Annotated in this window: 30 protein-coding genes and 1 tRNA gene; 17 read left to right on the top strand and 14 right to left on the bottom strand. The window is 66.2% G+C overall.

What is annotated here, in order from left to right:
• Positions 1–76: 76 nt before the first annotated feature.
• Positions 77–481 (top strand): hypothetical protein, encoded by a 405-nt coding sequence (locus tag IE126_RS04505; protein WP_054300810.1) that lies wholly within the window; start codon positions 77–79, stop codon positions 479–481.
• On the opposite strand, the gene IE126_RS04500 is transcribed toward IE126_RS04505, so the two are convergent.
• On the bottom strand, positions 478–1,275 hold the full coding sequence (locus tag IE126_RS04500) for a dimethylarginine dimethylaminohydrolase family protein (protein ID WP_189380269.1): 798 nt from the start codon (positions 1,273–1,275) through the stop codon (positions 478–480). The two genes, IE126_RS04505 and IE126_RS04500, sit on opposite strands and share 4 nt — an antisense overlap.
• Positions 1,276–1,422: 147 nt before the next feature.
• Here IE126_RS04500 and IE126_RS04495 point away from each other — a divergent pair, with 147 nt between their 5' ends.
• The gene (locus tag IE126_RS04495; RefSeq protein WP_189380268.1) at positions 1,423–2,103 is read left to right on the top strand and encodes a hypothetical protein; all 681 of its coding nucleotides are present in this window, start codon (positions 1,423–1,425) and stop codon (positions 2,101–2,103) included.
• Between the two features lie 54 nt (positions 2,104–2,157).
• Positions 2,158–2,622 (top strand): hypothetical protein, encoded by a 465-nt coding sequence (locus IE126_RS04490; protein WP_189380267.1) that lies wholly within the window; start codon positions 2,158–2,160, stop codon positions 2,620–2,622.
• A 4-nt stretch (positions 2,623–2,626) separates the two neighbouring features.
• Here the strand turns inward: IE126_RS04490 and IE126_RS04485 are convergent, their stop codons facing one another.
• Entirely contained in the window at positions 2,627–3,049 is a 423-nt protein-coding gene (locus tag IE126_RS04485) for a CoA-binding protein (protein WP_189380266.1), read from the bottom strand.
• 162 nt (positions 3,050–3,211) lie between these two features.
• A complete protein-coding gene (gene rlmB / locus IE126_RS04480; RefSeq protein WP_054300805.1) occupies positions 3,212–4,000 on the bottom strand; it encodes a 23S rRNA (guanosine(2251)-2'-O)-methyltransferase RlmB in 789 nt (262 codons plus the stop codon).
• Between the two features lie 120 nt (positions 4,001–4,120).
• Here rlmB and IE126_RS04475 point away from each other — a divergent pair.
• The 6 genes from IE126_RS04475 (at position 4,121) to IE126_RS04450 (ending at position 9,535) form a co-directional block, all read left to right on the top strand.
• Positions 4,121–4,204 (top strand) — tRNA-Tyr (locus tag IE126_RS04475).
• A gap of 155 nt (positions 4,205–4,359) precedes the next feature.
• Positions 4,360–4,992 carry a glutathione S-transferase family protein gene (locus IE126_RS04470; protein ID WP_189380265.1) on the top strand — a complete coding sequence of 211 codons (633 nt, stop codon included), beginning with the start codon at positions 4,360–4,362 and terminating at the stop codon, positions 4,990–4,992.
• Between the two features lie 137 nt (positions 4,993–5,129).
• Complete coding sequence (locus IE126_RS04465) at positions 5,130–6,341, top strand: acetyl-CoA C-acetyltransferase (protein WP_054300803.1); 1,212 nt, start codon at positions 5,130–5,132, stop codon at positions 6,339–6,341.
• Positions 6,341–6,811 (top strand): cupin domain-containing protein, encoded by a 471-nt coding sequence (locus IE126_RS04460; protein WP_189380264.1) that lies wholly within the window; start codon positions 6,341–6,343, stop codon positions 6,809–6,811. Before IE126_RS04465 ends, IE126_RS04460 begins: the two co-directional genes overlap by 1 nt.
• On the top strand, positions 6,811–7,263 hold the full coding sequence (locus IE126_RS04455) for a cupin domain-containing protein (protein ID WP_189380263.1): 453 nt from the start codon (positions 6,811–6,813) through the stop codon (positions 7,261–7,263). Before IE126_RS04460 ends, IE126_RS04455 begins: the two co-directional genes overlap by 1 nt.
• A gap of 88 nt (positions 7,264–7,351) precedes the next feature.
• Entirely contained in the window at positions 7,352–9,535 is a 2,184-nt protein-coding gene (locus IE126_RS04450) for a 3-hydroxyacyl-CoA dehydrogenase NAD-binding domain-containing protein (RefSeq protein WP_189380262.1), read from the top strand.
• Between the two features lie 64 nt (positions 9,536–9,599).
• On the opposite strand, the gene IE126_RS04445 is transcribed toward IE126_RS04450, so the two are convergent.
• From IE126_RS04445 to IE126_RS04415, 7 genes are all read right to left on the bottom strand, one after another.
• Positions 9,600–10,253, bottom strand: a complete 654-nt coding sequence (locus IE126_RS04445; protein ID WP_189380261.1) for a sulfotransferase family 2 domain-containing protein — start codon at positions 10,251–10,253, stop codon at positions 9,600–9,602.
• A complete protein-coding gene (locus IE126_RS04440; RefSeq protein ID WP_189380260.1) occupies positions 10,250–11,197 on the bottom strand; it encodes a 2-hydroxyacid dehydrogenase in 948 nt (315 codons plus the stop codon). Before IE126_RS04440 ends, IE126_RS04445 begins: the two co-directional genes overlap by 4 nt.
• Positions 11,197–11,532, bottom strand: coding sequence for a tRNA-binding protein (locus IE126_RS04435; protein ID WP_054300798.1), 336 nt, complete (start codon positions 11,530–11,532; stop codon positions 11,197–11,199). The genes IE126_RS04440 and IE126_RS04435 overlap by 1 nt, the downstream gene beginning before the upstream one ends.
• Positions 11,529–12,338 (bottom strand): pyrroline-5-carboxylate reductase, encoded by an 810-nt coding sequence (proC, locus tag IE126_RS04430; protein ID WP_189380259.1) that lies wholly within the window; start codon positions 12,336–12,338, stop codon positions 11,529–11,531. The genes IE126_RS04435 and proC overlap by 4 nt, the downstream gene beginning before the upstream one ends.
• An 80-nt stretch (positions 12,339–12,418) precedes the next feature.
• Positions 12,419–12,922 (bottom strand): type III secretion system chaperone family protein, encoded by a 504-nt coding sequence (locus IE126_RS04425; RefSeq protein ID WP_054300796.1) that lies wholly within the window; start codon positions 12,920–12,922, stop codon positions 12,419–12,421.
• A gap of 252 nt (positions 12,923–13,174) precedes the next feature.
• Positions 13,175–14,086 carry an adenosylcobinamide-phosphate synthase CbiB gene (gene cbiB / locus IE126_RS04420; protein WP_189380258.1) on the bottom strand — a complete coding sequence of 304 codons (912 nt, stop codon included), beginning with the start codon at positions 14,084–14,086 and terminating at the stop codon, positions 13,175–13,177.
• On the bottom strand, positions 14,083–15,024 hold the full coding sequence (locus IE126_RS04415) for a threonine-phosphate decarboxylase (protein WP_189380257.1): 942 nt from the start codon (positions 15,022–15,024) through the stop codon (positions 14,083–14,085). Before IE126_RS04415 ends, cbiB begins: the two co-directional genes overlap by 4 nt.
• A 177-nt stretch (positions 15,025–15,201) precedes the next feature.
• On the opposite strand from IE126_RS04415, the gene IE126_RS04410 reads away from it, so the two are divergent.
• Both IE126_RS04410 and IE126_RS04405 read left to right on the top strand, forming a co-directional pair.
• On the top strand, positions 15,202–15,549 hold the full coding sequence (locus IE126_RS04410; RefSeq protein ID WP_054300793.1) for a hypothetical protein: 348 nt from the start codon (positions 15,202–15,204) through the stop codon (positions 15,547–15,549).
• Positions 15,540–16,289: a class I SAM-dependent methyltransferase gene (locus IE126_RS04405; protein WP_229825219.1), complete on the top strand. Its 750-nt coding sequence runs from the start codon at positions 15,540–15,542 to the stop codon at positions 16,287–16,289. The genes IE126_RS04410 and IE126_RS04405 overlap by 10 nt, the downstream gene beginning before the upstream one ends.
• A gap of 3 nt (positions 16,290–16,292) precedes the next feature.
• On the opposite strand, the gene IE126_RS04400 is transcribed toward IE126_RS04405, so the two are convergent.
• Positions 16,293–17,477, bottom strand: coding sequence for a MalY/PatB family protein (locus IE126_RS04400; RefSeq protein WP_189380256.1), 1,185 nt, complete (start codon positions 17,475–17,477; stop codon positions 16,293–16,295).
• Positions 17,478–17,718: 241 nt separating this feature from the next.
• Between IE126_RS04400 and def (IE126_RS04395) the strand changes: the two genes are divergently transcribed.
• The 6 genes from def (IE126_RS04395) to IE126_RS04370 are packed head-to-tail and all read left to right on the top strand — an operon-like array spanning position 17,719 to position 20,905.
• Complete coding sequence (gene def, locus IE126_RS04395) at positions 17,719–18,237, top strand: peptide deformylase (protein ID WP_054300791.1); 519 nt, start codon at positions 17,719–17,721, stop codon at positions 18,235–18,237.
• A complete protein-coding gene (gene def, locus IE126_RS04390) occupies positions 18,238–18,732 on the top strand; it encodes a peptide deformylase (protein WP_108128115.1) in 495 nt (164 codons plus the stop codon).
• Complete coding sequence (gene def, locus IE126_RS04385; protein ID WP_189380255.1) at positions 18,729–19,232, top strand: peptide deformylase; 504 nt, start codon at positions 18,729–18,731, stop codon at positions 19,230–19,232. The genes def (IE126_RS04390) and def (IE126_RS04385) overlap by 4 nt, the downstream gene beginning before the upstream one ends.
• The gene (gene fmt, locus IE126_RS04380; protein ID WP_189380254.1) at positions 19,229–20,125 is read left to right on the top strand and encodes a methionyl-tRNA formyltransferase; all 897 of its coding nucleotides are present in this window, start codon (positions 19,229–19,231) and stop codon (positions 20,123–20,125) included. The genes def (IE126_RS04385) and fmt overlap by 4 nt, the downstream gene beginning before the upstream one ends.
• A gap of 56 nt (positions 20,126–20,181) precedes the next feature.
• Positions 20,182–20,652, top strand: a complete 471-nt coding sequence (locus IE126_RS04375) for an EVE domain-containing protein (protein WP_054300787.1) — start codon at positions 20,182–20,184, stop codon at positions 20,650–20,652.
• 19 nt (positions 20,653–20,671) lie between these two features.
• Positions 20,672–20,905, top strand: coding sequence for a hypothetical protein (locus IE126_RS04370; RefSeq protein ID WP_054300883.1), 234 nt, complete (start codon positions 20,672–20,674; stop codon positions 20,903–20,905).
• Here IE126_RS04370 and IE126_RS04365 read toward each other — a convergent pair.
• From IE126_RS04365 to rnhA, 3 genes are read right to left on the bottom strand one after another with little or no spacing between them, the layout of a single operon-like run.
• Positions 20,895–21,419 (bottom strand): TetR family transcriptional regulator, encoded by a 525-nt coding sequence (locus IE126_RS04365; protein ID WP_054300786.1) that lies wholly within the window; start codon positions 21,417–21,419, stop codon positions 20,895–20,897. The two genes, IE126_RS04370 and IE126_RS04365, sit on opposite strands and share 11 nt — an antisense overlap.
• Before the next feature lie 37 nt (positions 21,420–21,456).
• Entirely contained in the window at positions 21,457–22,083 is a 627-nt protein-coding gene (locus IE126_RS04360; protein WP_189380253.1) for a trimeric intracellular cation channel family protein, read from the bottom strand.
• On the bottom strand, positions 22,080–22,544 hold the full coding sequence (rnhA, locus tag IE126_RS04355; protein ID WP_108128120.1) for a ribonuclease HI: 465 nt from the start codon (positions 22,542–22,544) through the stop codon (positions 22,080–22,082). Before rnhA ends, IE126_RS04360 begins: the two co-directional genes overlap by 4 nt.
• Between the last annotated feature and the right edge of the window lie 8 nt (positions 22,545–22,552).

The following is a 22,552-nucleotide window of genomic DNA, read 5'->3' as shown; positions in this document are numbered from 1 at the left end:
TCGTCTGGTTTTGCCCGGCCACCCTACAGAACAGGTGCGCGGGCGTCAAAATCTTCGTTTTGAAAGGGTTTTCATCATGTTGCGGATCGTTCTTCCGTTTGTTTTTCTGGCGGCCACCCCGGTGTTCGCCCAGCAGATGACCACGGCGGCCGAGGTGCGGCCGATCCTACAGGCCACCAGGGGCAACTGGATTGCCCTGCGTGATTACGATGGGCAGGATCTTCTGTATTTCACCCATCTGGAAAGCTGGCGCTGCGGGCTGGACCGGGTGGTTTATGCCATCAACGGCGGCCCGCTGACCGACTGGGCGATGGAGCCCTGCCGCGAGGGCACGGCGCAGCCCAATGCCATCGGGGCCGACCGGCTGCCCTATGCGGTGCTGCCGGCAGGATCGGTGCAGCGGGTGGATGTGATGGTCGTTTATGACGACGGCACCGCCGACAGTGCCACTTATGAACGTGCGGCGGTGCTGATGCCTTAGGGCTTCGGCGTGAAACGCAGGCTGAGGCAGGACATCCCGCCGTCGAGTTTGGCGCATTCGCTGTTGCCGATCTCGCGCACATCGTAACCCGCCTGCACCAGCCGGTCGCGGGTACGGGGGAAGCCTGCGGGCATCAGCACCAGATCGTTGAAGCGGATGGTGTTGGCGGCCGCTTCCTCACCCTCGGCCACGTCGATCAGACGATAGCCCTTGAAACAGCCGGAGGCCGAAAGGCGCGTGGTCGACAGGATGGTTTCAGCATCCAGCAGCGAACAGTCGGTCTTGAAATGCAGTACGCCGGGGGGCGTATGGACCTCGCGCACCACCTCGCCCCAATCGGCGGTCAGGCGGGCCAGTTCGGCGATGCCTGCCGCATTGGTGCGGGCCGACCGCCCGACGAGGATTTCCGTCTCGGTCATCAGGATGTCGCCGCCTTCGATGAAGCTGTCCGCGCCCTCGATGCGGCGGATGTCGCCGTAAAGGGCGGCCAGATGCGGCGCCATCTCGGCGGCTTCGCCCAGGCGCGAGGGGGCGCCGGGGCGCATCACGACGGCGCCGGAAGGCAGGCAAAGCGCGGTATCTTCCACGAACACGCTGTCGGGATAGGCCTCCAGCGCCTCAAGCTCGATCACCGTGGCGCCGGTTTCGCGCAGGGTCGCGATGTAATCGGCGTGATGAGCCTGCATCGTGGCAAGGTCGGGCGTGCCGGTATCCACCGCGCGCAGCCCCGCGATGATCGAGGCGGCAGGGTTGCGGGTGATCGCATGGGTGAAACGGTAAGACCTGTCGGACATGGGCTGTTCCTTCGCGCTTTGCCTGTGGTTAGCACGACCGCCGCGCCCGGGCCAGCGCGTCGCGCTTGCACCCCAGGCAAGGGGCGGCTTACGCTGATCCGGTTACTGAATGGGGATCAGGCGCCTGTCCCGGCGCCGGGGGGCATCATGGAAGCGGAACCGGGCATGGATGCCCTCGGGCTGGTGGCGCTGGCGCTGATCATTGTCGCCTTTGGTGCGATCCTGCTGCGGACGGCTGGGCGGGGAAGTGCGAGGCTGCGCAAGGGGGCGGCGGCGCTGGCCGCGCGGCGTGGCTGGCAGGCGGCGCTGGTCGAGGAAACCAGCGGAAAGGCCCGTAAGCTGCGGCTGTCCGGTCCCGGCTGGCGGGCAGAGACCCGGCGCTATGTTCAGGGTGAAACCGGCACATCGGTCTTTGCGACCGAGTTCGAGGCGCCGGGTGTGCCATGGCCGGGCCATGTGGTTATCGGCCCGACGCTCGACGGCGCAGAGGCGGCGCTGGCGGCGCGGCTGACGGGCGGGGCCGCCGCCATGTCCCTGTTGACCGCAGGTGAAATGGGGCCACTGGTGCCACGCCCGGAGGCAACCGGCTTCGGGGGCACGGTGTTCAGTTCCAGTGAAAGCGTGCCCCTGCCGGATGCGACCCGGCTGTACCCGCTGCTGGCGGCCTGGCGGCGCGATCACCCGGCAGAGCGGCAATTCCCCATCGTGATCCTTGGCCCCGGCGGCCTGCGCCTGCGGTTGCGCTCCGATCTGTGGTCCGTGGGGGAGATGGAGCGCTTCGCCGATCTGGGCCTGTCACTGGCCGAGGTGCTGGAAACGGCGGGCTGACACCAAGGAACGCTCAATGATCTGCATCCTGTGGGGAAATGGAAGGAGCAAAAGATGCGTATTGCGAGGCTGGCGGCCGTTCTGGGTCTGATGATCCTGCCGCAGGGCGCCATGGCTTTGTCCTGCCTGATCCCTGATGCGGTGCGCGCCTATGAAACCGCGCGCAAGGCGAAGGAGGACTATGTCGTCTTGCTGGGCCAGTTCGATCAGGCGCCGGTGAGGCAGGGCAAGACCGGCCCGGTGCTGAATTTTACCGGCAAACAACTGGGGGCCAGCGGCTTAGGCACGGCGTTCACCGGCCAGATCACGCTGGTGCGCCATTGCCTGACGGCCGAGCCCGCCTGCGATGCCAGTTATGTGCCCTGGGGCGAACAGCTGATCTTCGTGCAGAAGAAAGATGACCGGCTGGTGCTGTTTGAATCGCTCTGCGGCGACATGCTGATCGCGCAGCCGTCAAAGGACGATCTGCATCGCCTGCTGACCTGCCATCGCGGCGGCGAGTGCCTCGCGCTGAACTGAGCCGTCACAGACCGAGGCGCGGGATTTCGATGGCGGGGCAGCGGTCCTGCACCACCTTCAGCCCGGCGGCGCGGGCAGTTTCGGCCGCCGGATCATTGCGGATACCCAGTTGCATCCACACGGTTTTAAGCCCCGGCAGATGCGCCAGCGCCTCGGCCACCACGGGGGGCACATCCTCCGCCCGGCGAAAGATGTCGACCATGTCCACCGGGATGTCGATTTCCGACAGCGAGGCGCGCACGGTTTCCCCCAGGGCCTGTTCTCCGGCATGGCCCGGATTGACGGGGATCACCCGATAGCCCCGGTCTTTGAGAAAGCGCGCGACGCCGTGGCTCGGCCGGTCGGGTTTGGGCGACCAGCCCACCAGCGCAATCACCTTCGTTTCAGTCAGGATTTCGCGAATATCGGCATCGGTGGGTTCGGTCATGGCGGGCCTCAGACAAAAAAGCGCCCGGGACAGAGGGCCCGGGCGCCAGGTGTGGAACGAGGGACAGTAAGGGAAGGGACGGGAGTTCCTGACCCGCTCCTTGTGAGAGTGATATGGGTGGGTTGCCGAACCATTAAAGGGCCAGTCGCAAAAGCGTGAAAATCAACGGCGGTTGACGGCATAAAGCGCGACAGCGGCGGCGTTGGAGACGTTCAGTGACCCGAACCCTCCGGCATAGGGGATGCGCACGAGCCGGTCGCAGGTCTCGCGGGTCTTCTCGCGCAGGCCCGGCCCTTCGGCCCCCATGACCAGCGCGATGGGGCGGCTGCCTGCCTCGGCCACCGCCTGATCAATCGGGGTTTCCGACTCACCATCCAGCCCCAGAAGCACGAAGCCCATATCGCGGAGTTCCACCATCGCATCCGACAGATTGGTCACGCGCAGATAGGGCTGACGTTCCAGCGCCCCGCTGGCAGTCTTGGCCAGTGCGCCGGTTTCCGGCGCCGAATGGTGGCGCGGCGCGATCACCGCCCGCGCGCCGAACACCTCGGCCGAACGCAGCACCGCCCCCACGTTATGCGGGTCGGTCACCCGGTCCAGCAGCACGACCAGCGGCGCCCCTTCACCCGAAATCGCCACATCCGCCAGCTTGCCCCAGTTCAGCGGCTTCACCTCCAGCGCGGCACCCTGATGGACCGAGCCTTCGTCGATCGGCACGCTGAATTTGCGCGGATCGACGATGTCCGGCTCGATCCCGGCCTCTGCCACCGCATCGGCCAGCTTGTCATAGGCATTCTTCGTCAGCACCAGCCGCAGTTTCTCGCGTCGGGGATTGAGCAGCGCGTCGCGCACCGCGTGCAGGCCGAACAGCCAGACGGTTTCGCTGGCCGCCGCGCGTTTCGCGCGTTCCTTGTCGATTACCCAGGCCGGTTTCTTGGCTCCGCCGCTCATCTTTCGTGTCCCTCGATTTCAGGCGGGCAGAATGCGCAGGGGCCGCGCGGGGGCGCAAGTGAAAAACCCGCGAATTCGCTCTTGACGCCCCCCGCCCCCTTGGATACATCCGCCGCCAGTGGGCGACGTGCTGCAAGGTGCGGCAGCGGACTGTAACTCCGCCGAGGCGACTCGTGCCTGGTTCGATTCCAGGGTCGCCCACCATCTTACTGAAAATCTCTAATCCTTCAGGCGCCGTCGGCGCGGGTCGCGGTTTCGTGCGGATTGACTCCTCGCCTCCCTGCTCTCTGCCTGCTTAACTGGCCCTGCGCGCCCCGCAGCGGGGCGATTCCCTCATGGAATCAGGCAGGAGGATCAGGATGACCGCGCAACTTTACTGCTTTGGCGAAAGCGGCAATGCCTATAAGGCGGCGCTGACGATGCAGCTTTCGGGCTATGACTGGCAGCCCGTCTATGTCGATTTCTTCAACGGCGCCTCGCGCACGCCGGAATTTCTGGCGCTGAATGAAATGGGCGAAGCGCCGGTGTTGGTGGAGGGCGATCTGACCCTCACGCAATCCTGCGTCATCCAGCTGCATGTGGCAGAGCGGACAGGGAAATTTCTGGGCGGCGACCGCAACGATGTGCTGCGCTGGCTGTTCTGGGACGCCCAGAAGGGCTCGGGCCAGCAGGGCGGGTTGCGGTTTCTGATGAACTTTGTCCCTGCGGAGAAACGGCCGCAGCCGGCAATTGACTGGCTTTCCATGCGGGTGCAGACCGCGCTGGGCACGCTTGACCGGCATCTGGCCGGGCGCGACTGGATGGTGGGCGACGCCCCCTCCATCGCCGATTTCGCCTGCTGCGGTTACCTTTACTACCCCGAACCCTTCGGCTTTGACCGCAAGGCGCGACCGAATATCGACCGCTGGCTGGAGAATATCGCCGCGCTGCCGGGCTGGAAGCATCCCTATGACCTGATGCCTGGCCATCCGTCGGACCGCGCTGCAAAGTGACGCGACGTGATATGCACGTCAATCTTTTCGCGACGTGACGGCATTTACACATGATGGGGAAGGCCCTGCTAGGGTTTCCCCAAAGCAGCGTCGGGGCAAGTCTTTGCCCGGACGCCCGTCAGATACCGGAGGAGATCATGACCGAGGCTTTCATCTATGACGCGATCCGCAGCCCGCGCGGCAAGGGGCGCCCGGACGGCGCGCTGCACGAGGTGACATCGGTCGCGCTGTCGGCCCAGATGCTGAACGCGATCCGCAACCGCAACGGGCTGGAGGGCCATGCCGTCGAGGATGTCATCTGGGGCAATGTCACCCAGGTGGGTGAACAGGGCGGCTGCCTTGCGCGATCTGCCGTGCTGGCCTCGGACCTTGACGAGTCGATCCCCGGCCTTGCCATCAACCGTTTTTGTGCCAGCGGAATGGAGGCGGTGAACCTCGCCGCCAATCAGGTGAAGGGCGGTGCAGGCGCCGCCTACATCGCGGGCGGGGTGGAAATGATGGGCCGTGTCGCCATGGGCAGTGACGGCGCCGCGATCGCGGTGGACCCCTCGCTTGCCATGAAGACCTATTTCGTGCCGCAGGGCATTTCGGCCGACATCATCGCCACCGAATACGGCTTCACCCGCGATCAGGCCGATGCGCTGGCGGTGGAAAGTCAGCGCCGCGCCGCTGCGGCCTGGGCGGACAACCGCTTCGCGCGCTCCATCGTGCCGGTGACCGACCGCAATGGCCTGACCATCCTCGACCATGACGAATACATGCGCCCCGGCACCGACATGCAGACGCTGGGCGCACTGAAGGCCAGCTTCAGGGATATGGGCGAGGTCATGCCGGGTTTCGACAAGATCGCCCTGATGAAATACCCGCATCTGGAGCGGATTACCCATATCCACCACGCGGGCAATTCCTCGGGCATCGTCGATGGTTCCGCCGCGGTGCTGATCGGCAATGCCGATTTCGGCAAGGCCCACGGGCTGAAACCCCGCGCCCGCATCCGTGCCACCGCGAAGATCGGCACCGACCCGACGATCATGCTCACCGGCCCGGTTCCGGTCACGGAAAAGATCCTGAGGGACAGCGGCATGTCCATCTCGGATATCGACCTTTTCGAGGTGAACGAGGCGTTTGCCAGCGTCGTGCTGCGCTTCATGCAGGCGTTCAATGTGGACCCGGCAAAGGTGAATCCGAACGGCGGCTCCATCGCCATGGGCCACCCGCTGGGCGCGACCGGCGCCATCATCATCGGCACCCTGCTGGACGAGCTGGAACGCACCGGCAAATCCACCGGCCTCGCCACGCTCTGCATCGCCAGCGGCATGGGGGCCGCCACGATCATCGAGAGGGTGTGATGCCGAAGCTCGACCTGTCGCAGGTGCCCCTCAAAACCGGCTCCATCTACCCTGAGCCCTATGCGTCCATGATGCAGGGCCGCTCCAGCCTGCGGCTGGGGCAGGCGGGCGGGCTGACCCAGTTCGGTGTCAATCTTGTGACGCTGGAACCCGGCGCGTTGTCCTCGTTGCGGCACTGGCACCTGAACGAGGATGAATTCGTGATGGTGACGGAAGGCGAATGCGTGCTGGTCGAGGACGCGGGCGAAACCGTGATGCGGCCGGGCGATTGCGCGGCCTTCCCGGCAAATACGCCGGACGGGCACCATTTCATCAACCGCAGCGATGTGGTGGCGCGCTTCCTCGTGGTGGGCACCAGGGCCCCGCGCGAGGTTGCCACCTATTCCGATGTCGACCTGCGGGTGGAAATGGAAGGCGGTCAGGCGCGCTTCACCTACCGTGACGGCACCGACTGGACGGGGCCGCGCTGATGCCAAAGGTCGATCTGCCCGCTTTCGTGACCGAAGACGACACCGTTCATCCGGTTCTGGGCGGTGGCATCGGTCCCTATCGCTATCAGTTGCTGTCCGATCCCGGCGGTCTCACGCAGTTCGGCGCCTTCATCGAGGAACTGCCACCCGGCTCAACTTCCGGTCGCCGCCACTGGCACGAGGCCGAGGACGAGATGATCCTGATGCTTGCGGGGGAGGTGGTGCTGGTCGAGGACAGCGAAACCCTGCTGCGGGCCGGGGACGCCGCCTGCTGGCCCGCGGGGCAGCCCGTGGGGCACCGGCTCGACAACCGGTCCGACGCGCCCGCGCGCTACCTCGTCATCGGCACCCGCAAGGAGGCCGATGTGATCCACTACACCGACCATGACCTGATCACCCACAAACAGGGCAGCGCCCGCCGTTATCTGCACCGCGACGGCGCGCCCTGGTGACACCCCTGCCATTTACCCTGGCAAAAATATCCCGCGGGGGTCCGGGGGCGCGAAGCCCCGGGTCCTGCGGCCCGAGAGGAGGAACACGATGACCGATTTCACCAGCACGACCGACAGCGACGGCGTTGCCGTCATCACCTGGGACGTTCCGGGCAAAAGCATGAACGTCATGTCGATGGAGGGCTTCGCCACGCTGAATGCCCTTGTCGATGCCGCCCTTGCCGATCCGGGCGTGAAGGGGATCGTCATCACCTCCGGCAAGAAGGATTTCGCCGGGGGGATGGATCTGAATGTCATCGCCGGCATGCGGGCCGGGGGCGCACAGGCGATCTTTGACGGCGTGATGAACATGCACGGCATCCTGCGCAAGATCGAACGCGCAGGCATGGACCCCAAGACCCTGAAGGGCGGCAAGCCCATCGCGGCGGCGCTGCCGGGCACGGCGCTGGGCATCGGGCTGGAATTGCCGCTGTCCTGCCACCGTATCTTCGCCGCCGACAATCCGAAGGCCAAGATCGGCCTGCCGGAAATCATGGTCGGCATCTTCCCCGGCGCCGGTGGCACCACGCGGCTGGTGCGCAAGATGGGCGCCATGATCGCGGCGCCCTTCCTGCTGGAAGGCAAGCTGAGCGATCCGAAGAAGGCCAAGGCCGCCGGGATCGTGGACGAGGTGGTCGCGCCCGAGGAACTGCTCGCCCGCGCGAAGGACTGGGTGCTGAACGCGACCGACGCCGATCTGGTGAAACCCTGGGATGCCAAGGGCTACAAGATGCCCGGCGGTTCGCCCTACAGCGCGCAGGGCTTCATGACCTTCGTCGGCGCCTCGGCCATGGTGAACGGCAAGACCCAAGGGGTTTACCCCGCCGCCAAGGCGCTGCTGAGCGCGGTTTACGAAGGTGCGCTGGTGCCTTTTGACACCGCGCTGAAGATCGAGGCCCGGCAGTTCACCTCTGTTCTGATGAACCCCTCGGCCACCGCAATGATCCGCAGCCTGTTCATCAACAAGGAGGCACTGGAGAAAGGCGCTAACCGCCCGCAGGTGCCGGATCAGAAGGTGGCGAAGCTCGGCGTGATCGGCGCAGGGATGATGGGGGCGGGCATCGCCTATGTCGCCGCCAATGCCGGGATCGGGGTCGTGCTGATCGACGCGACGCAAGAGGCGGCGGAGCGCGGCCGCGCCCATTCGGAAAACCTGCTCGACAAGGGGATGAAGCGCGGCAAGGTCACCGCAGAGAAAAAGGCCGAAGTGCTGGGCCGCATCACCGCCACAGCCGATTATGCGGCGCTTGCGGGCTGCGACCTGATCGTCGAGGCCGTGTTCGAAGATCCGAAGGTCAAGGCCGAGGTCACCGCGAAGGTCGAGGCCGTCGTTGGTGCCGATTGTATCTTTGCCACCAATACCTCCACCCTGCCGATCTCCTCGCTGGCGAAGGCCAGCCAGCGGCCGGAACAGTTCATCGGCATCCACTTCTTCTCGCCCGTCGACAAGATGATGCTCGTCGAGATCATCCGCGGCAAGGCGACGGGTGACCGCGCCGTGGCCAAGGCGCTGGATTTCGTGCGCCAGATCCGCAAGACCCCGATCGTGGTGAATGACGCGCGCTTCTTCTACGCCAATCGCTGCATCATCCCCTATATCAACGAAGGCATCCGCATGGTGGCCGAAGGGGTGGAACCGGCGCTGGTGGAGAATGCGGCAAAGCTCGTCGGCATGCCGCTGGGGCCGCTGCAACTGGTGGACGAGACTTCGATTGATCTGGGGGCGAAGATTGCCAAGGCGACGAAGGCGGCGATGGGCGACGCCTATCCCGACGGGGCGGTGGACGAGGTGATCTTCTGGATGGCTGATCAGGGCCGCATGGGGCGCAAGGCCAATGCGGGCTTCTACGCCTATTCTGACAAGGGCGAGCGTCTGGGCCTGTGGGACGGGCTGGAAGCGCGCTATCCGATGGCGGAAGCCCAGCCGGAACTGGCCGAGGTGCAGCATCGTCTGCTGATGGCGCAGGTGCTGGAAGCTGTGCGGGCGCTGGAGGAAGGTGTGCTGACCGACATCCGTGAGGGCGATGTGGGGGCGATCCTCGGTTGGGGCTTTGCGCCCTGGTCGGGCGGGCCGTTTGGCTGGCTGGACATCCTCGGGGCTGCGCGCGCGGTCGAAATCTGTGACGGGCTGACCGAGCGTTTCGGCGCGCGCTTTGCAGCGCCGAAACTGCTGCGGGACATGGCGGCGAAGGGGCAGAGCTTCTATCCCGGCGCCACCGCCCAGGCGGCCTGAGGTGGCACCGGGGGCTTCGCGCCCCCGGACCCCCGCGGGATATTTTTGCCAAGATGAAAGCGGCTTAGGGATCGAAGCAATAGCCGAAGCGGGCGATATCCTCGGCGCTGTCGGTGGCGATCATCTGGGCGGTATCATCGGTGAAATAGCCGCGCCAGTCCCGGGCGCGGCTGCTTCCGTTGGCTTGGGGGAGGGGGCCGAGGCGGAAGCCCAGATGTGCTTCGACCGGGGCAAGGTCTTCTGTCAGATGTTCGAGCCGCACATAGGCCGAGGCGTGTTCCTGTCCGAAGCGGTCGGTCAGGTAGCTGCGGGCGGGGCTGGCGCGGAAGGCCGCCCGGGTTTGCGGATGCGCGGTGAAAGCGGTGAAATCAAGGCATTGCGCAAGGCTCACCGCCGGATGGGTGAAGCTCTGGCCGCGCAGCCAGTGGTAATAGCTGACGGCACGGTCCCACGGGTTTCGGATCAGTGTGAAGGTGAAGAAACTGGCGATTTCATCGTCGCTCGCAAGACCTGCGATATCGGCCAGCGTCGAGTGTTTCCAGAGCCGCCCGTGACTTTGCACCCCCTGCCAGCGGCCTTTTCGGGCGCGGGCCTTGGGCGTGTCGCCGATCAGGATGTCATCTTTCATCGCCCGCGCTTCCAGTGCGAGGGCAAGCGCGGTGCCGCCGGTCTTTGGTATATGGATAAAGATGAAGCGGCGCCCGCGCGACAGGATCATGCGACGGCGTTGGGCAGGGCGCGGCCTTCCGCGAAGGCGATGATGTTGTCGAGCGCCATCATCCCCATCGCCTCGCGCACTTCCAGCGCGGCGGTACCCAGATGCGGCAGCAGCGTCACGGTATCGAGCACGCGCAGCGCCTCGGGCACCAGCGGCTCGCGTTCGTAGACATCCAGCCCGGCACCGGCGATCCGGCTCTGTTCCAGCGCCGCGATCAGCGCCGCCTCGTCCACCACATCGCCGCGCGCGATATTGACGAGGATGGCATGGGGCTGCATCGCGGCCAGCGCCTCGGCACCGATCAGATGCCGGGTGGCGGGGCCGCCTGGCACGGCGATCACCACGACATCGGCGGCCATCGCCTCGGCCAGCGGCACCTGACGGGCGGGCAGGCCGGGATCGGTGACCGAGCGGTTATGGAACACCACCTCCATCCCGAAGCCGAAATGGCAGCGCCGGGCGATGGCGCGGCCGATGCGGCCCATCCCGATGATCCCGACGCGCTTTCCGGTCACATGCAGGCCCAGCATCTGCACCGGATGCCAGCCCTGCCACTGGCCCGAACGCACCAGCCGTTCACCTTCGGCGGCGCGGCGGGCGGTCATCAGGATCAGCGTCAGCGCAATGTCGGCGGTGGCATCGGTCACGGCGCCGGGGGTATTTGTCACGGCAAGGCCAGCGGTGCGGGCAGCGGCCACGTCGATGTGGTTGTAGCCCACGCCGAAATTGGCCAGGAGCCGCGCGCGGGGCTTCGGTACATCGGCAAAGACGGGCGCCGCGTAAAGATCGCCCAGTGTCGGCAGCACCAGATCGAAGTCACGCAGCGAGGCGCGCAGTTCTTCGGGCGTCAGCGGGAGGGTGCTTTCCCGCGCGGTCACGTCGAACCGGGTGCGGGCGGCCTGCATGACCTTGTCGGGCAACGGGCGGGTGATCAGCAGCCGCATCAGAACAGCCGCCCGCCCAGTGGCACGTCATGCCCCGGCCCGATCAGCACGACCTCGCCCGCCGCATCGGGGACGCCCAGCACCAGCACCTCGGATTTCACCGGGCCGATCTGGCGCGGCGGGAAGTTCACCACCGCCAGCACCTGACGGCCGATCAGCTCTTCGGGCTTGTAATGCACGGTGATCTGCGCGGAGGAGCGCTTCTCGCCGATCTCCGCCCCGAAATCGACCCAGAGCTTGATGGCGGGCTTGCGCGCCTCGGGAAAGGGTTCCGCGCGGGTGATCACGCCGACGCGGATGTCGACCCTGGTGAAATCGTCATAGGTGATCGTCATTTGCCCAGTTCCCGCCCGCGATCCGCCGCTGCCTTCACTGCGCGCCGCAACAGGGGCGGGAAGCCGGTTTCGGCATCCATCAGCACCGCCAGCGCGGCGGCCGTGGTGCCGCCGGGGGAGGTGACGTTGATCCGCAGCTGGCTGGCGGTTTCCGGCGATTGCTGAGCCAGTTCACCCGCACCGCAGACCGTGGCGCGGGCAAGCTGCATGGAGAGGGGGGCGGGCAGGCCCTCGGCCTCACCCGCTGTCGCAAGCGCCTCGATCAGGTGAAAGACATAGGCAGGGCCGGAGCCGGAGACGGCGGTAACGGCATCCATCTGATGTTCGCCTTCCAGCCGCACAACCTGACCCACGGCGGAGAGCAGCGCCTCGGCCAGTTGCAGATCGGCCTCGGTCGCGCGCGGGTTGCCGGTGATCGCGCTGATGCCGCGTCCCACGGCGGCGGGGGTGTTCGGCATGGCGCGGATGATCGGTGTCGCGGCGCCGAAGGTTTCCTCAAAACTGGCGATGGTGGTGCCTGCGGCGATGGAGAGGAACAGCGTGTCACCGCCCCCCAGAGCCACGACCTGCGGCAGCGCGGCGCCCATCATCTGCGGCTTCACCGCGAGCAACACGATGGCAGGAGCGGCGGGCAGAGGTTCGTTCAGGTGAACCCCGGTGGATTTCAGCCAGTCCGAAGGATAGGGCTCGATCACATGGACTGAACCGGGGGGCACGCCCTGCGCCAGCCAGCCTTCCAGCATGGCGGAGCCCATCTTGCCGCATCCCAGCAGCACAAGCCCCCGGTCCTTCACCCGATCCAGCATCGCATCCCCCGCGTCTTGCCCATGTTCGGGCGCAGCTTAGGCAGCCGGACGGACGGGGGCAATGGCCGGTTTGGGGTGGTTCAGGCGCGGCCGTAAGCTTCGGCCATGGCAACGCCCATCGCTTCGGCCGGGTCACGCTCGCCCCAGACAACCAGCTGGAAGGCCGGGTAATAGCGTTCGCAGGCGGTGATGGCCGCCTCGATCATGCGGCCGATCTGTTCGCTGCCCGCATATTGGCCGCCTGCCAGCGACAGGCCATAACGCCAGACCATCAGTTGCTGTTCGGCCCAGAAGGTGAAGGCACCGGCCCAGACCTGATCGTTGCAGCGGTTCAGCACATCGTAAAGTGCGGGCAGGCGCGGGGCGGGCGGCTCCATCTCGAAGGTGCAGATGAGCCGCAACTCCTCGTCCTGCGGCGACCAGGCAAGCGTCAGCGAATAGGTACGCCACAACCCTTCAACCGACATGGCGATCTGGTTGTCGGTCAGGCGGTCGAATTCCCAGGCATGGTCTGCTGCAAGCGTTTCGGCCATGTCGATCGGGTGCAGGTCATCATGCACCAAGAAATCTTCTGCGAGCGACATCCCTGACCTCATTCACTGCTTGTGTTAGCTTCGCCCCACAACCTCATGTGGTTCAGGCAGGTAACTGCGGAACACTTTGTGGCCCCTTACTAGATATGGTGTCGCCAAAGGGGAAGCCTGTAAAGAACTTTCAGGGCAAATCTTCTGTGCATAACTGCGCAAACATGCCGATTCCGGGGAAAAGGGTGCTGCGCGCCGGGCTGCTCTGGCATTGGCCCTGGCTGCAAGCCTGAAGGCCGTATCGCGCCCCTGTCAGAACAGCGCCAGCAGCACCGCAACGGCCAGCATGGCTGCCCACGCCCGCCAGAGAGCGTCACAGGCCGCCTCGATTTCCGCCGGGCCGGGGTCGCGACGGCCTTCCGAATGGACCCAGGGGAAATCGCGCATCTCGCCGTGATAGCTGCGCGGACCCGAGAGGGCGATGCCCAAAACCACGGCCATCGCCGCCTCAGGCCAGCCTGCATTGGGGGAACGGTGCAGCGGGGCGTCACGCAGGATGATCCGCGTCGCATCGGGCCGCCAATGCGCCAGCGCCAGCAGGAAGGCGGTCAGCCGTGCGGGGATCAGGTTCAGCAGATCGTCGAAGCGCGCAGCAGCCCAGCCGAAGGCTTCGTGCCGTGGGGTGCGATGGCCAATCATGCTGTCGGCGGTATTGGTGATCTTGTAAAGCAGCAGGCCCGGAAGGCCCGCGACCAGATACCAGAACAGCGGCGCAATGACGCCATCCGACAGGTTTTCAGCCGCGCTTTCGATGGCGGCACGCGCAACGGCAGGGGCATCCATCGTGGCGGTGTCACGCCCGACGATCCGCGCCACCATGCGCCGCCCCTCGGGAAGCGAGTGTCGCAGGCCATCCCCGACCGCGCGGACGTGATCGACCAGACTGCGCTGGGCCAGAAGAATCGCGACCACCAGCACTTCGATCAGGCCGGCGTCCGGCAGCGCGGAGATCAGCAGGCCCAGCAGCCAGCCGCCCCCGGCCAGCAGGGCCATGGCAAGGATGCCACGCGCGCGCCGCATCCGGCCCTTGTTCAGGGCATGGTCCAGCTTCCCGACCGCGCGGCCCATCAGAACGGCGGGATGCGGAAAGCGGTTCCACAGCGCTTTCGGCTCGCCCAGCGCGGCGTCCAGCAGCATGGCGGGGACCAGCAGCGCCGCGCTCATGCGTGAAGCCCTTGCAATGCGGCGGCGAGACGGTCCCACCCTGTCGCCGGGGGCAGGCCCAGCCGCAGCCAGCGGCGGGAGTAGGGAAAAATCCGGCTCCAGATCTGCCGCTCTGCCAGAGCCTCCTGCCAGCGGGCGGCGTCATCGACCTCGTAAAGCCGGAACAGCGGCGTGCCACCCACCAGCGGCGCGCGCACCAGGGCGTCGAGCCGCGCCGCGTCACGCAAAAGCCGCAGGCGGGTGGTCTCGGCCCATTCGGTATCTTCCAGCGCGGCGGCGCCGATTTCCAGCGCGGGGCCGGAGACGGGCCATGGCCCGAGCCGCTGCGAAAGCGCCCCGATCAGTTCGGGATCGCCGATGACAAAACCGAGCCGCAGCCCGGCCAGCCCCCAGAACTTGCCAAAGCTTTTCAGCACCAGTGTGCCGGGGCGGGTGGCCAGATGGATCAGGCTGCGGTCGGGCGCGATGTCGCAGAAGCTTTCGTCGATCACCGTCAGTGGCAGCGCGCCGGGCGCCGCGTGAAAGCGGCCATCGGGATTGTTCGGATGCACCAGAACCTGCGCAGTGGCGCCGGTATCGACCACCTCCCACCCGGCCGCACGGAAGGCGCGGGCATGTTCGTTGTAGGTCGGGCCGGGGATATGCACGCGGCCCGCAGACCGCAGATGCGGCACCAGCGCAATGGGGGCCGAGGCACCGGAGACGGCCAGAACCGCAGCTCCGTCCGGCACCGACCAGACCTGCCGTGCCGCCGCAATCAGCCGGTCCAGCGCCGTCTGGTCAGGCAGCGCGGTCCAGGCGTCAGAGGGCAGGGCGGGCAGCGGGAAGGGGTTGGGGTTGATGCCGGTCGACAGGTCCAGCCAATCGGCGCGCGCGCCGCTGAACCGCCGCGCCGCCGCGTCGATTCCGCCCCCGTGATCTGCCTGAGCTTCTGCCATTCCCGCACCTCCGGCCCGCAGGGATGGCCGATTTGGCGCCCAAGCGCAACCATTCCGAGTGCGCGTCGTGTCTTGCGGCCCACGATGGCGGAATTGTTTCGCAAATGTCGGTTGTTGCCTTGTTGTCAATCACTTCTGGCAGCGTAATGATCGAGAGACGGCGACGGGAGGAACGCCATGCTGGAATTTCTGCCACAGGAACTTCGCGAGGGATTTGCCCTTGCACAGTCGCGCAGGGCGCGGCGCAGCCGGTTGCGGGTTCAACTGGGCGAGGCGGTCTTTCCGGTGCTGAGCCTCAGTGAAGAGGCAATGGTGCTGGATGCGGCCAAAGTGCCCCGCCTGCGTGGGATGGTCGATGTCTATGATGGCGCGCGCCATATCCTTCAAGGGCTGATCGTCGCGGCGCAGGTCGAGAACGGGCGTCTTGTCTGCACCTTCAAACGCAGCAATCGTGTCAGCGAAACGCCGCCGCTGGATTATCCGCGCGACGAGAACGCGCCCTCCGGCTATCTGCCGTGGCGCTGACCGGGCCGGAAGCGCTGTATCACGATCCCGCTTTCACGCGGTTCTATGACCATGAAAACGGCTGGGCCGCCGACAGTGCGGCCTGTCTGCGGCTGGCGCGGGGCTGCGCCTCGGTGCTGGATCTGGGCTGTGGCACCGGCATGGTTGCGGCAGCGATTGCGGAAAGCGTGCCGCGTGTCGTCGGGGTCGATCCGGCGGAGGCCATGCTGGAGGTGGCGCGCAGCAGGCCCGGCGGCGACAGGGTGCATTGGGTTCAGGGCGATGCGCGGAAGCTTGATCTGGGAGAAAGCTTCGATCTGGTGATCCTGACCGGCCATGCCTTTCAGGTCTTTCTGACGGCGGAAGACCGCGCCGCCGTGCTGGGTGGCATTGCCCGCCACCTGCGCCCCGGCGGGCGCTTCCTCTTCGACAGCCGCAACCCGGTGTGCGAGGAATGGCGCGACTGGGTGCCCGAACGATCAGAAAGCCGGTTTACTCATCCGCAGGCAGGCGATGTGCGGGTGTGGAACGATGTTTCCCACGATGCGGCGACCGGCATCGTTACTTACTGGACCTTCTACCAGCCCGAGGGGCAACCGGCGCAGCGGGCCGAATGCCGCATCGCCTTCGCCCCGCAGGCGGAAATCGCCGCGCAGATCGCGGCGGCGGGGCTTGAGGTCGACGAATGGTGGGGCGACTGGGCTGGCACCCCCTGGCATGCGACGGCCCCCGAGATCATCCCGCTAGGCCGCCGCGCCTGAGCCTTATTGCAGATCGGCGAAGGCCGCTTGCAGACGCGCCACCGCCTCGGCCACCTGAGCGCGGGGGGCGGCCAGGTTGAAGCGCAGGAAGTTGTCGCCGCCCAGACCGAAGCTCGCGCCGTGGTTGGTGGCGATCTTCGCGCCCTTTTCGACACGGGCAATGAATTCGGCCGGGGCCATGCCGGTGCCCGCGAAATCGACCCAGGCCAGATAGGTGGCTTCCAGTTTCATCGAGGCAAGACCCGGAATCGCGTTCACGCCCTCGTCGAACAGGCGGCGGTTCCCGTCCAGATAGGCCATCAGCGCATCGACCCAGGCCGCGCCCTCGGCGCTGTAGGCGGCGGTCGCCATGAACAGACCGAAGGAATTGGCCGAAATCCCGAGCGCATTCATCCGCGCGGCGAAGCGTGTCCGAAGTTCCGGGTTGAGGATGATCACATTGCCGGAATGCGACCCCGCGATGTTGAAGGTCTTGGTGGTGGCCGACATGACGACCAGCCGGTCCACGATGCCCGGTGCGGCCAGCGGCATCACGGTATGTTTGTGGCCCGGATAGACCAGATCGTGATGGATCTCGTCGGAGACGAGGATCAGGTCATGCTTTTCGCAGAAAGCGGCGATGGCCTGCAATTCCGCCACGCTCCAGACCCGGCCGCCGGGATTGTGGGGCGAGCAGAGCACGAACATCTTCGTGCGCGGCGTGATCCGCGCCTCCCAGTCGGCGGTGTCAAAGACATAGCGCCCGGCCTCGGTCTTCAGCGGGCATTCCACTACCTCGCGCCCGGCGGCGCGGATGACGCGGGCGAAGGCGTGATAGACCGGGCTCATCAGCACCACGCCATCACCGGGCGCGGTGAAGGCATCGACGCAAAGGGCGGTGCCGTTCACAAGGCCATGGGTGGTAAAGATCGCCTCGGCCGGAACCTCCCAGCCATGGCGATGTGCCATCCACCAGCGGATCGACTCCAGATAAGCGCGGTCATCGCCGTAATAGCCGTAAAGGCCATGGGCGGCCATGTCCTCGACGGCCTTCTGCACGCAATGCGGCGGGCGGAACTCCATGTCCGCGACCCACATGGCGATCCCTTCCGAGGCCGACACGCCATAGAGCTTTTCCATCATGTCCCATTTCACGGAATGGGTGCCGTGGCGGTTGATGATCTCGTCAAAGTTCGGGGCGGTGCTCATGCGGTTTCCTTCCGTTCGGGCGGTCTTGCGGGGCAGACTAGGCCGGGTGGGAGGAACGGGCAATCCATCGCTTTGAAGTGATCATATGTTGCGGACTGATGTTGCATGTCGGGAAATATTCTCAATCATCATGCGAATGATGGGCATTGTTCTGCATGAAGGGCGGGCGGGCACCCGCTTCGCATCACGACCTCCCTTTGCCATGGTTGCGCGGCGGGCGGACTGCGCGTAAATCAGAGCCATGAAGCGCCCCATCCTTATTCATCCCGATCCGCGTCTGAAAAAGACCTGCGAGCCTGTCACCGAAATCACGCCCGATCTTGCGGCGCTGGCCGAGGACATGCTGGAAACCATGTATGATGCGCCGGGCATCGGGCTGGCTGCGCCGCAGATCGGTGTGATGCGCCGGGTGATTGTGCTGGATTGCGCCAAGGCGCCGGATGAGCCGCGCCCGCTGGTGATGATCAATCCCGAGGTTACATGGGCCTCCGAGGATCTGTCGACCTACGAAGAGGGCTGCCTGTCGATCCCCGAGCAATATGCCGAGGTCGCGCGCCCGGCCCGTGTGCGTGTCGCATGGACCGCGCTGGATGGCAGCGCGCAGGAGGAAGAGTTTTCCGATCTCTGGGCGACCTGTGTGCAGCACGAAATCGACCATCTGAACGGCAAGCTGTTCATTGATTTTCTGGGCCCGCTGAAGCGGCAGATGATCACGCGCAAGATGGAAAAGCTGAAGCGCGAACGCGCGCGGCAGGGCTGAATGACCGTTCTGCCGATCCTGCGCTGGCCCGATGTGCGGTTGGCGACCCGCTGCATGCCGGTGGGTCCGGTGGACGATGCGACGGCGCGTCTGGCCGCCGACATGCTGGAGACGATGTACGCTGCGCCTGGGCGAGGGCTGGCAGCACCGCAGGTCGGGGTGCTGCGGCGCATCTTCGTAATGGACACCACCTGGAAGGAAGGCACCCGCAGCCCGCGCGTCTGCATCGACCCCGATATTCTGTGGATGTCAGACACCCGTGCCGAGGGGCCGGAGGGCTGCCTGTCCATCCCTGGCGTCACCATGCAGGTGCGCCGAGCGCAGGCGATCCGGCTGCGCTGGACCGGGCTGGACGGTAAGCTGCACGAACAGGAGTTGCATGATTTCGACGCGATCTGCGCCCAGCATGAATTCGACCATCTGGACGGGATCGTGATTTTCGACCGCGTTTCCCCTGAAGCCCGCGCACGAGCGCTGGCGGAGTATGAGACATGACCGCCCGCCGCTGCATCCCCTGGCCCGACAAGCGCCTGCAAACGGTCGCCGCCCAGGTGGAGGCGATCACCGACGAGGTGCGCGCGATCTGGCGCGACATGGTGGACACGATGGAGGCAATGCCGGGCTATGGCCTTGGCGCGCCGCAGATCGGCGTGATGCAACGGCTCGCCGTGGTGGATTGCAGCGAAGAGCGTGGCAAGGTCGTGCTGATGGCCAATCCCGAGGTGCTGCATGCCAGCGTGCAGTTCCGTGAGCACGAGGAAGCCAGCCCCAACCTGCCCGGTGTGTCTGCCGTCATCAGCCGCCCGCGCGCGGTGACGGTGCGGTTCGTGAATGCGCAAGGCGAGATGGAGGAGCGCGATTTCGTGAACCTCTGGGCGACCTCGGTGCAGCATCAGATCGACCATCTGAACGGCCGGATGTATTTCGACCATCTGAAACCGCTGAAACGCAAGATGCTGCTGCAAAAAGCAGAAAAGCTGCGGAGGCGCGGATGAAGGTCGTGTTCATGGGGACGCCCGATTTCTCGGTCCCCGTGCTGGAGGCGCTGGCAGCGGCGCATGAGGTGCTCTGTGTCTACAGCCAGCCGCCGCGCCCGGCGGGCCGGGGCAAGAAAGACCGCCCCTCGCCGGTGCAGGCCAGGGCCGAGGCTTTGGGCATTCCGGTGCGCCATCCGGTCAGTCTGAAAGGCGCGGCGGAACAGGCGGAGTTCGCGGCGCTGGGTGCCGATGTCGCTGTGGTGGTGGCCTATGGGCTGATCCTGCCGCAAGCGGTGCTGGACGCGCCGCGCCATGGCTGCCTGAACATCCATGCCTCGCTTCTGCCGCGCTGGCGTGGGGCGGCGCCGATCCATCGCGCCATCATGGCGGGGGATGCGGAAACCGGCATCTGCATCATGCAGATGGAGGCGGGGCTGGATACCGGCCCGGTTCTGCTGCGCGAGGCGACGGTGATCGGCCCCGAGGAAACCACCGGCGCGCTGCACGACCGGCTGAGCACGATGGGGGCACAGCTGATCCTTCAGGCGCTGGACCGTCTGGCGGAACTGCGCCCCGATCCGCAGCCCGAGGACGGCGTGACCTATGCCGCCAAGATCGACAAGGCCGAGGCGCGGGTGAACTGGTCCGCTCCGGCAGCCGAGGTTGATCGGCTGATCCGCGGACTTTCGCCCTTTCCCGGTGCCTGGTGCGAGGTGGCGGGCGAGCGGGTGAAACTGCTGGACAGCCGTCTGGCCGAAGGGCAGGGCGCACCGGGGCAGGTGTTGGGCGGCCTGCGCATCGCTTGCGGCAGCGGCGCGGTGGAAATCACGCTGGCGCAGCGCGAGGGCAAGCGCGCCATGGCGCCCGAGGATTTCCTGCGCGGCTTCACTTTGCCGGAAAGAGTCGACTGATCCTGACAGCTTCTGTCAGCATGGGTCTGGCAGGGTGTCCCCGAAAGGGGAAAACCATGTCACATCAAGAGCCACGATACTGGGTCATCACCGCCTCTGCCGATCATGCGGCCACCGGGCGCGCACTGGGTATTGTCCAGACCTGCCATGGCAAGGTGGCCCCGTTGCGCCGGATGCGTCCGGGCGACGGGGTGGTGATCTACAGCCCGCGGGATCGTTTTACCGGCGGGGCGCCATTGCAGGCCTTCACTGCGCTGGGGCGGGTGGCGGACGGTGACAGCTGGCAGGTGGATATGGGCGGTGGTTTTCATCCGTTCCGGCGCCGGATGCTGTGGCGCGAGGCCCGGCCTGCGCCGATCCGCCTGTTGCTGGACCGGCTTGACCTGACGCGGGGGCTTGCGTCCTGGGGCATGGCTTTCCGCTATGGCCTGCGTGAACTGACGGCGGCGGATTTCGCATGTATCGCGGGGGCCATGGGCTGTGGCATGGACATGGGCTGGCCCTTGCGCCAAGCTGAGGCCGGATGATCCGCTGCGAGGCATGGCCATGAACTTTCTGCTTATCCTGATCGTCGGCGCGGCGGCAGGGTTTCTTGCCACCCGCTTCATGCGCGTGCAGGCTGATGTACCGACCACCGTGTTCATCGGCACGGTCGGCGCCGGGTTGGCCTGGGTCATCGTGCGGCTGCTGACGCGGCTGGCAAGTTCGGGCCTGATGTTCGTGCTGGCCGTGGCGGGCGCGATGGCGCTGATCTGGCTGTGGCAGCGCTTCAGCCGCTGAGCCGTTTGACCGCGTCCTTCAGGCGGAACCCCTTGCCACCTGCCGGTTGCCAGAGCCTTTGGCCCTGCCATGCCGCAAACAGCAGCGCGGCGGCCTCTTGTGCTTTGGCGCCGCCACCCAGACGCAGGGCAATGGCGGTTTCGACCCGCTGACGCCAGCGGTCGGCGCGGTCCCGCAGCACCGGATCGCGGAAATCGGCAGCCAGATGAGACAGGTCGGCCGCTTCCGGCGTATCGGCCCCCAGAGCCTTGAGGAAGGCCTGCGCCCCCTTGGCGTTCAGCGGCGCGTCGGCTTCGGCGGCTTCGGTTGCGGCCTCCAGCGCCTCCCACCCGGCGGCCAGGGCGCTGTGCACCATCGCCTCGCGCGATCCGAAGCGCTGCACCAGCGTCGGCGCGGCAAGCCCGGTGGCGCGGGCAACGGTCTGGAACGAGACCGCGCGTTCGCCATCACGGGCAATCATGCGCCGGATTTCGGCGTAGACATCAGTATCGGGGATGATCTTTCTGCGGGCCATGTGCCGATCATAGCCACAGGATTGTAAAGGAAAAGCCTCAGCGCAAACCGTCGCGCGGCGGACGGGGACGATAGACCGGCAGGCGCCATCCCAGCGCCACCGATCCGGCCCGCAGAACGAAAGTGGCCGCGGCGCAGCCGATCAGTGCGGTTTCACGACCCATGCCTGCCAGAGCCACGGCAGCCAGCGCACCCGCGAAGGCGGCGGTGACGTAAAGCTCGCCCTGTTTCAGCACCAGCGGCACCTCGTTGCACACCACATCGCGCATGAGGCCGCCCATGCAGCCGGTGGCGACCCCCATCAGGATGACGACCGGCCAGCCCAGCCCGGCATCCAGCGCCACGGCCACGCCCGCAGGCACCGCCACGGCCAGCGCGAAGGCATCAAGCCAGAGGAGCGCCTTGTAGCGGCTTTCCAGAAGATGCGCGGTGAAGAATACCAGAACGGCGGCCAAGGTGGGCACCGCCAGAATGCCGGGATCGGCGATCCAGAACACGGCCTCGCGGTTGATGAGCACATCGCGCAACGTGCCGCCGCCAAGGGCCGTCAGGCAGGCGATGAAGACAAACCCCACCAGATCAAGCTGCGCCCGGCTGGCAACCAGCGCCCCGGTCAGTGCAAAGACCAGAACCGAGGCGTGATCCAGCGCCCCGATCAGTGTCATGCCGCGCCCTGTTTCTTGAAGGGGGCCATGCCCTCACGCGCCAGTTCGTCGGCGCGTTCATTCTCGGCATGTCCGGCATGGCCCTTGATCCAGCGCCATTCGACCTTGTGCCGTGCCTGCGCCTCGTCCAGCCGCTGCCACAGATCGACATTTTTCACCGGCTTGCGATCGGCGGTTTTCCAGCCGTTCTTCTTCCATCCGAAGATCCAGCCGGTGACACCGTTCTTCACATAGGCGCTGTCGGTGACGACGATGATTTCGGAGGGACGGCTCAACGCCTCCAGCGCGGAAATGGCGGCCAGAAGCTCCATCCGGTTGTTGGTGGTATCGGCCTCGCCGCCATTCAGCGTGCGTTCCTTCACCACCACCTCGCCCTCGCGCGCGAGCAACAGCACCCCCCAGCCGCCGGGGCCGGGGTTGCCGGAGCAGGCTCCGTCGGTATAGGCGAAAAGCTGGGGCATCGGGTTTC

This window comes from Gemmobacter nanjingensis (assembly GCF_014652195.1).
GTDB classification, from domain to species: domain Bacteria; phylum Pseudomonadota; class Alphaproteobacteria; order Rhodobacterales; family Rhodobacteraceae; genus Gemmobacter; species Gemmobacter caeni.
The sequence above is the reverse complement of the archived record's forward strand: the minus strand, read 5'-3'. Positions and strand labels throughout refer to the sequence as shown.

What these genes read in the sequence shown, in the direction of transcription:
- IE126_RS04505 (WP_054300810.1), top strand. Translation starts at nt 77, where the DNA reads ATGTTGCGGATCGTTCTTCCGTTTGTTTTTCTGGCGGCCACCCCGGTG.
- IE126_RS04500 (WP_189380269.1), bottom strand. Translation starts at nt 1,275, where the DNA reads ATGTCCGACAGGTCTTACCGTTTCACCCATGCGATCACCCGCAACCCT.
- IE126_RS04495 (WP_189380268.1), top strand. Translation starts at nt 1,423, where the DNA reads ATGGAAGCGGAACCGGGCATGGATGCCCTCGGGCTGGTGGCGCTGGCG.
- IE126_RS04490 (WP_189380267.1), top strand. Translation starts at nt 2,158, where the DNA reads ATGCGTATTGCGAGGCTGGCGGCCGTTCTGGGTCTGATGATCCTGCCG.
- IE126_RS04485 (WP_189380266.1), bottom strand. Translation starts at nt 3,049, where the DNA reads ATGACCGAACCCACCGATGCCGATATTCGCGAAATCCTGACTGAAACG.
- rlmB (WP_054300805.1), bottom strand. Translation starts at nt 4,000, where the DNA reads ATGAGCGGCGGAGCCAAGAAACCGGCCTGGGTAATCGACAAGGAACGC.
- IE126_RS04470 (WP_189380265.1), top strand. Translation starts at nt 4,360, where the DNA reads ATGACCGCGCAACTTTACTGCTTTGGCGAAAGCGGCAATGCCTATAAG.
- IE126_RS04465 (WP_054300803.1), top strand. Translation starts at nt 5,130, where the DNA reads ATGACCGAGGCTTTCATCTATGACGCGATCCGCAGCCCGCGCGGCAAG.
- IE126_RS04460 (WP_189380264.1), top strand. Translation starts at nt 6,341, where the DNA reads ATGCCGAAGCTCGACCTGTCGCAGGTGCCCCTCAAAACCGGCTCCATC.
- IE126_RS04455 (WP_189380263.1), top strand. Translation starts at nt 6,811, where the DNA reads ATGCCAAAGGTCGATCTGCCCGCTTTCGTGACCGAAGACGACACCGTT.
- IE126_RS04450 (WP_189380262.1), top strand. Translation starts at nt 7,352, where the DNA reads ATGACCGATTTCACCAGCACGACCGACAGCGACGGCGTTGCCGTCATC.
- IE126_RS04445 (WP_189380261.1), bottom strand. Translation starts at nt 10,253, where the DNA reads ATGATCCTGTCGCGCGGGCGCCGCTTCATCTTTATCCATATACCAAAG.
- IE126_RS04440 (WP_189380260.1), bottom strand. Translation starts at nt 11,197, where the DNA reads ATGCGGCTGCTGATCACCCGCCCGTTGCCCGACAAGGTCATGCAGGCC.
- IE126_RS04435 (WP_054300798.1), bottom strand. Translation starts at nt 11,532, where the DNA reads ATGACGATCACCTATGACGATTTCACCAGGGTCGACATCCGCGTCGGC.
- proC (WP_189380259.1), bottom strand. Translation starts at nt 12,338, where the DNA reads ATGCTGGATCGGGTGAAGGACCGGGGGCTTGTGCTGCTGGGATGCGGC.
- IE126_RS04425 (WP_054300796.1), bottom strand. Translation starts at nt 12,922, where the DNA reads ATGTCGCTCGCAGAAGATTTCTTGGTGCATGATGACCTGCACCCGATC.
- cbiB (WP_189380258.1), bottom strand. Translation starts at nt 14,086, where the DNA reads ATGAGCGCGGCGCTGCTGGTCCCCGCCATGCTGCTGGACGCCGCGCTG.
- IE126_RS04415 (WP_189380257.1), bottom strand. Translation starts at nt 15,024, where the DNA reads ATGGCAGAAGCTCAGGCAGATCACGGGGGCGGAATCGACGCGGCGGCG.
- IE126_RS04410 (WP_054300793.1), top strand. Translation starts at nt 15,202, where the DNA reads ATGCTGGAATTTCTGCCACAGGAACTTCGCGAGGGATTTGCCCTTGCA.
- IE126_RS04400 (WP_189380256.1), bottom strand. Translation starts at nt 17,477, where the DNA reads ATGAGCACCGCCCCGAACTTTGACGAGATCATCAACCGCCACGGCACC.
- def (WP_054300791.1), top strand. Translation starts at nt 17,719, where the DNA reads ATGAAGCGCCCCATCCTTATTCATCCCGATCCGCGTCTGAAAAAGACC.
- def (WP_108128115.1), top strand. Translation starts at nt 18,238, where the DNA reads ATGACCGTTCTGCCGATCCTGCGCTGGCCCGATGTGCGGTTGGCGACC.
- def (WP_189380255.1), top strand. Translation starts at nt 18,729, where the DNA reads ATGACCGCCCGCCGCTGCATCCCCTGGCCCGACAAGCGCCTGCAAACG.
- fmt (WP_189380254.1), top strand. Translation starts at nt 19,229, where the DNA reads ATGAAGGTCGTGTTCATGGGGACGCCCGATTTCTCGGTCCCCGTGCTG.
- IE126_RS04375 (WP_054300787.1), top strand. Translation starts at nt 20,182, where the DNA reads ATGTCACATCAAGAGCCACGATACTGGGTCATCACCGCCTCTGCCGAT.
- IE126_RS04370 (WP_054300883.1), top strand. Translation starts at nt 20,672, where the DNA reads ATGAACTTTCTGCTTATCCTGATCGTCGGCGCGGCGGCAGGGTTTCTT.
- IE126_RS04365 (WP_054300786.1), bottom strand. Translation starts at nt 21,419, where the DNA reads ATGGCCCGCAGAAAGATCATCCCCGATACTGATGTCTACGCCGAAATC.
- IE126_RS04360 (WP_189380253.1), bottom strand. Translation starts at nt 22,083, where the DNA reads ATGACACTGATCGGGGCGCTGGATCACGCCTCGGTTCTGGTCTTTGCA.
- rnhA (WP_108128120.1), bottom strand. Translation starts at nt 22,544, where the DNA reads ATGCCCCAGCTTTTCGCCTATACCGACGGAGCCTGCTCCGGCAACCCC.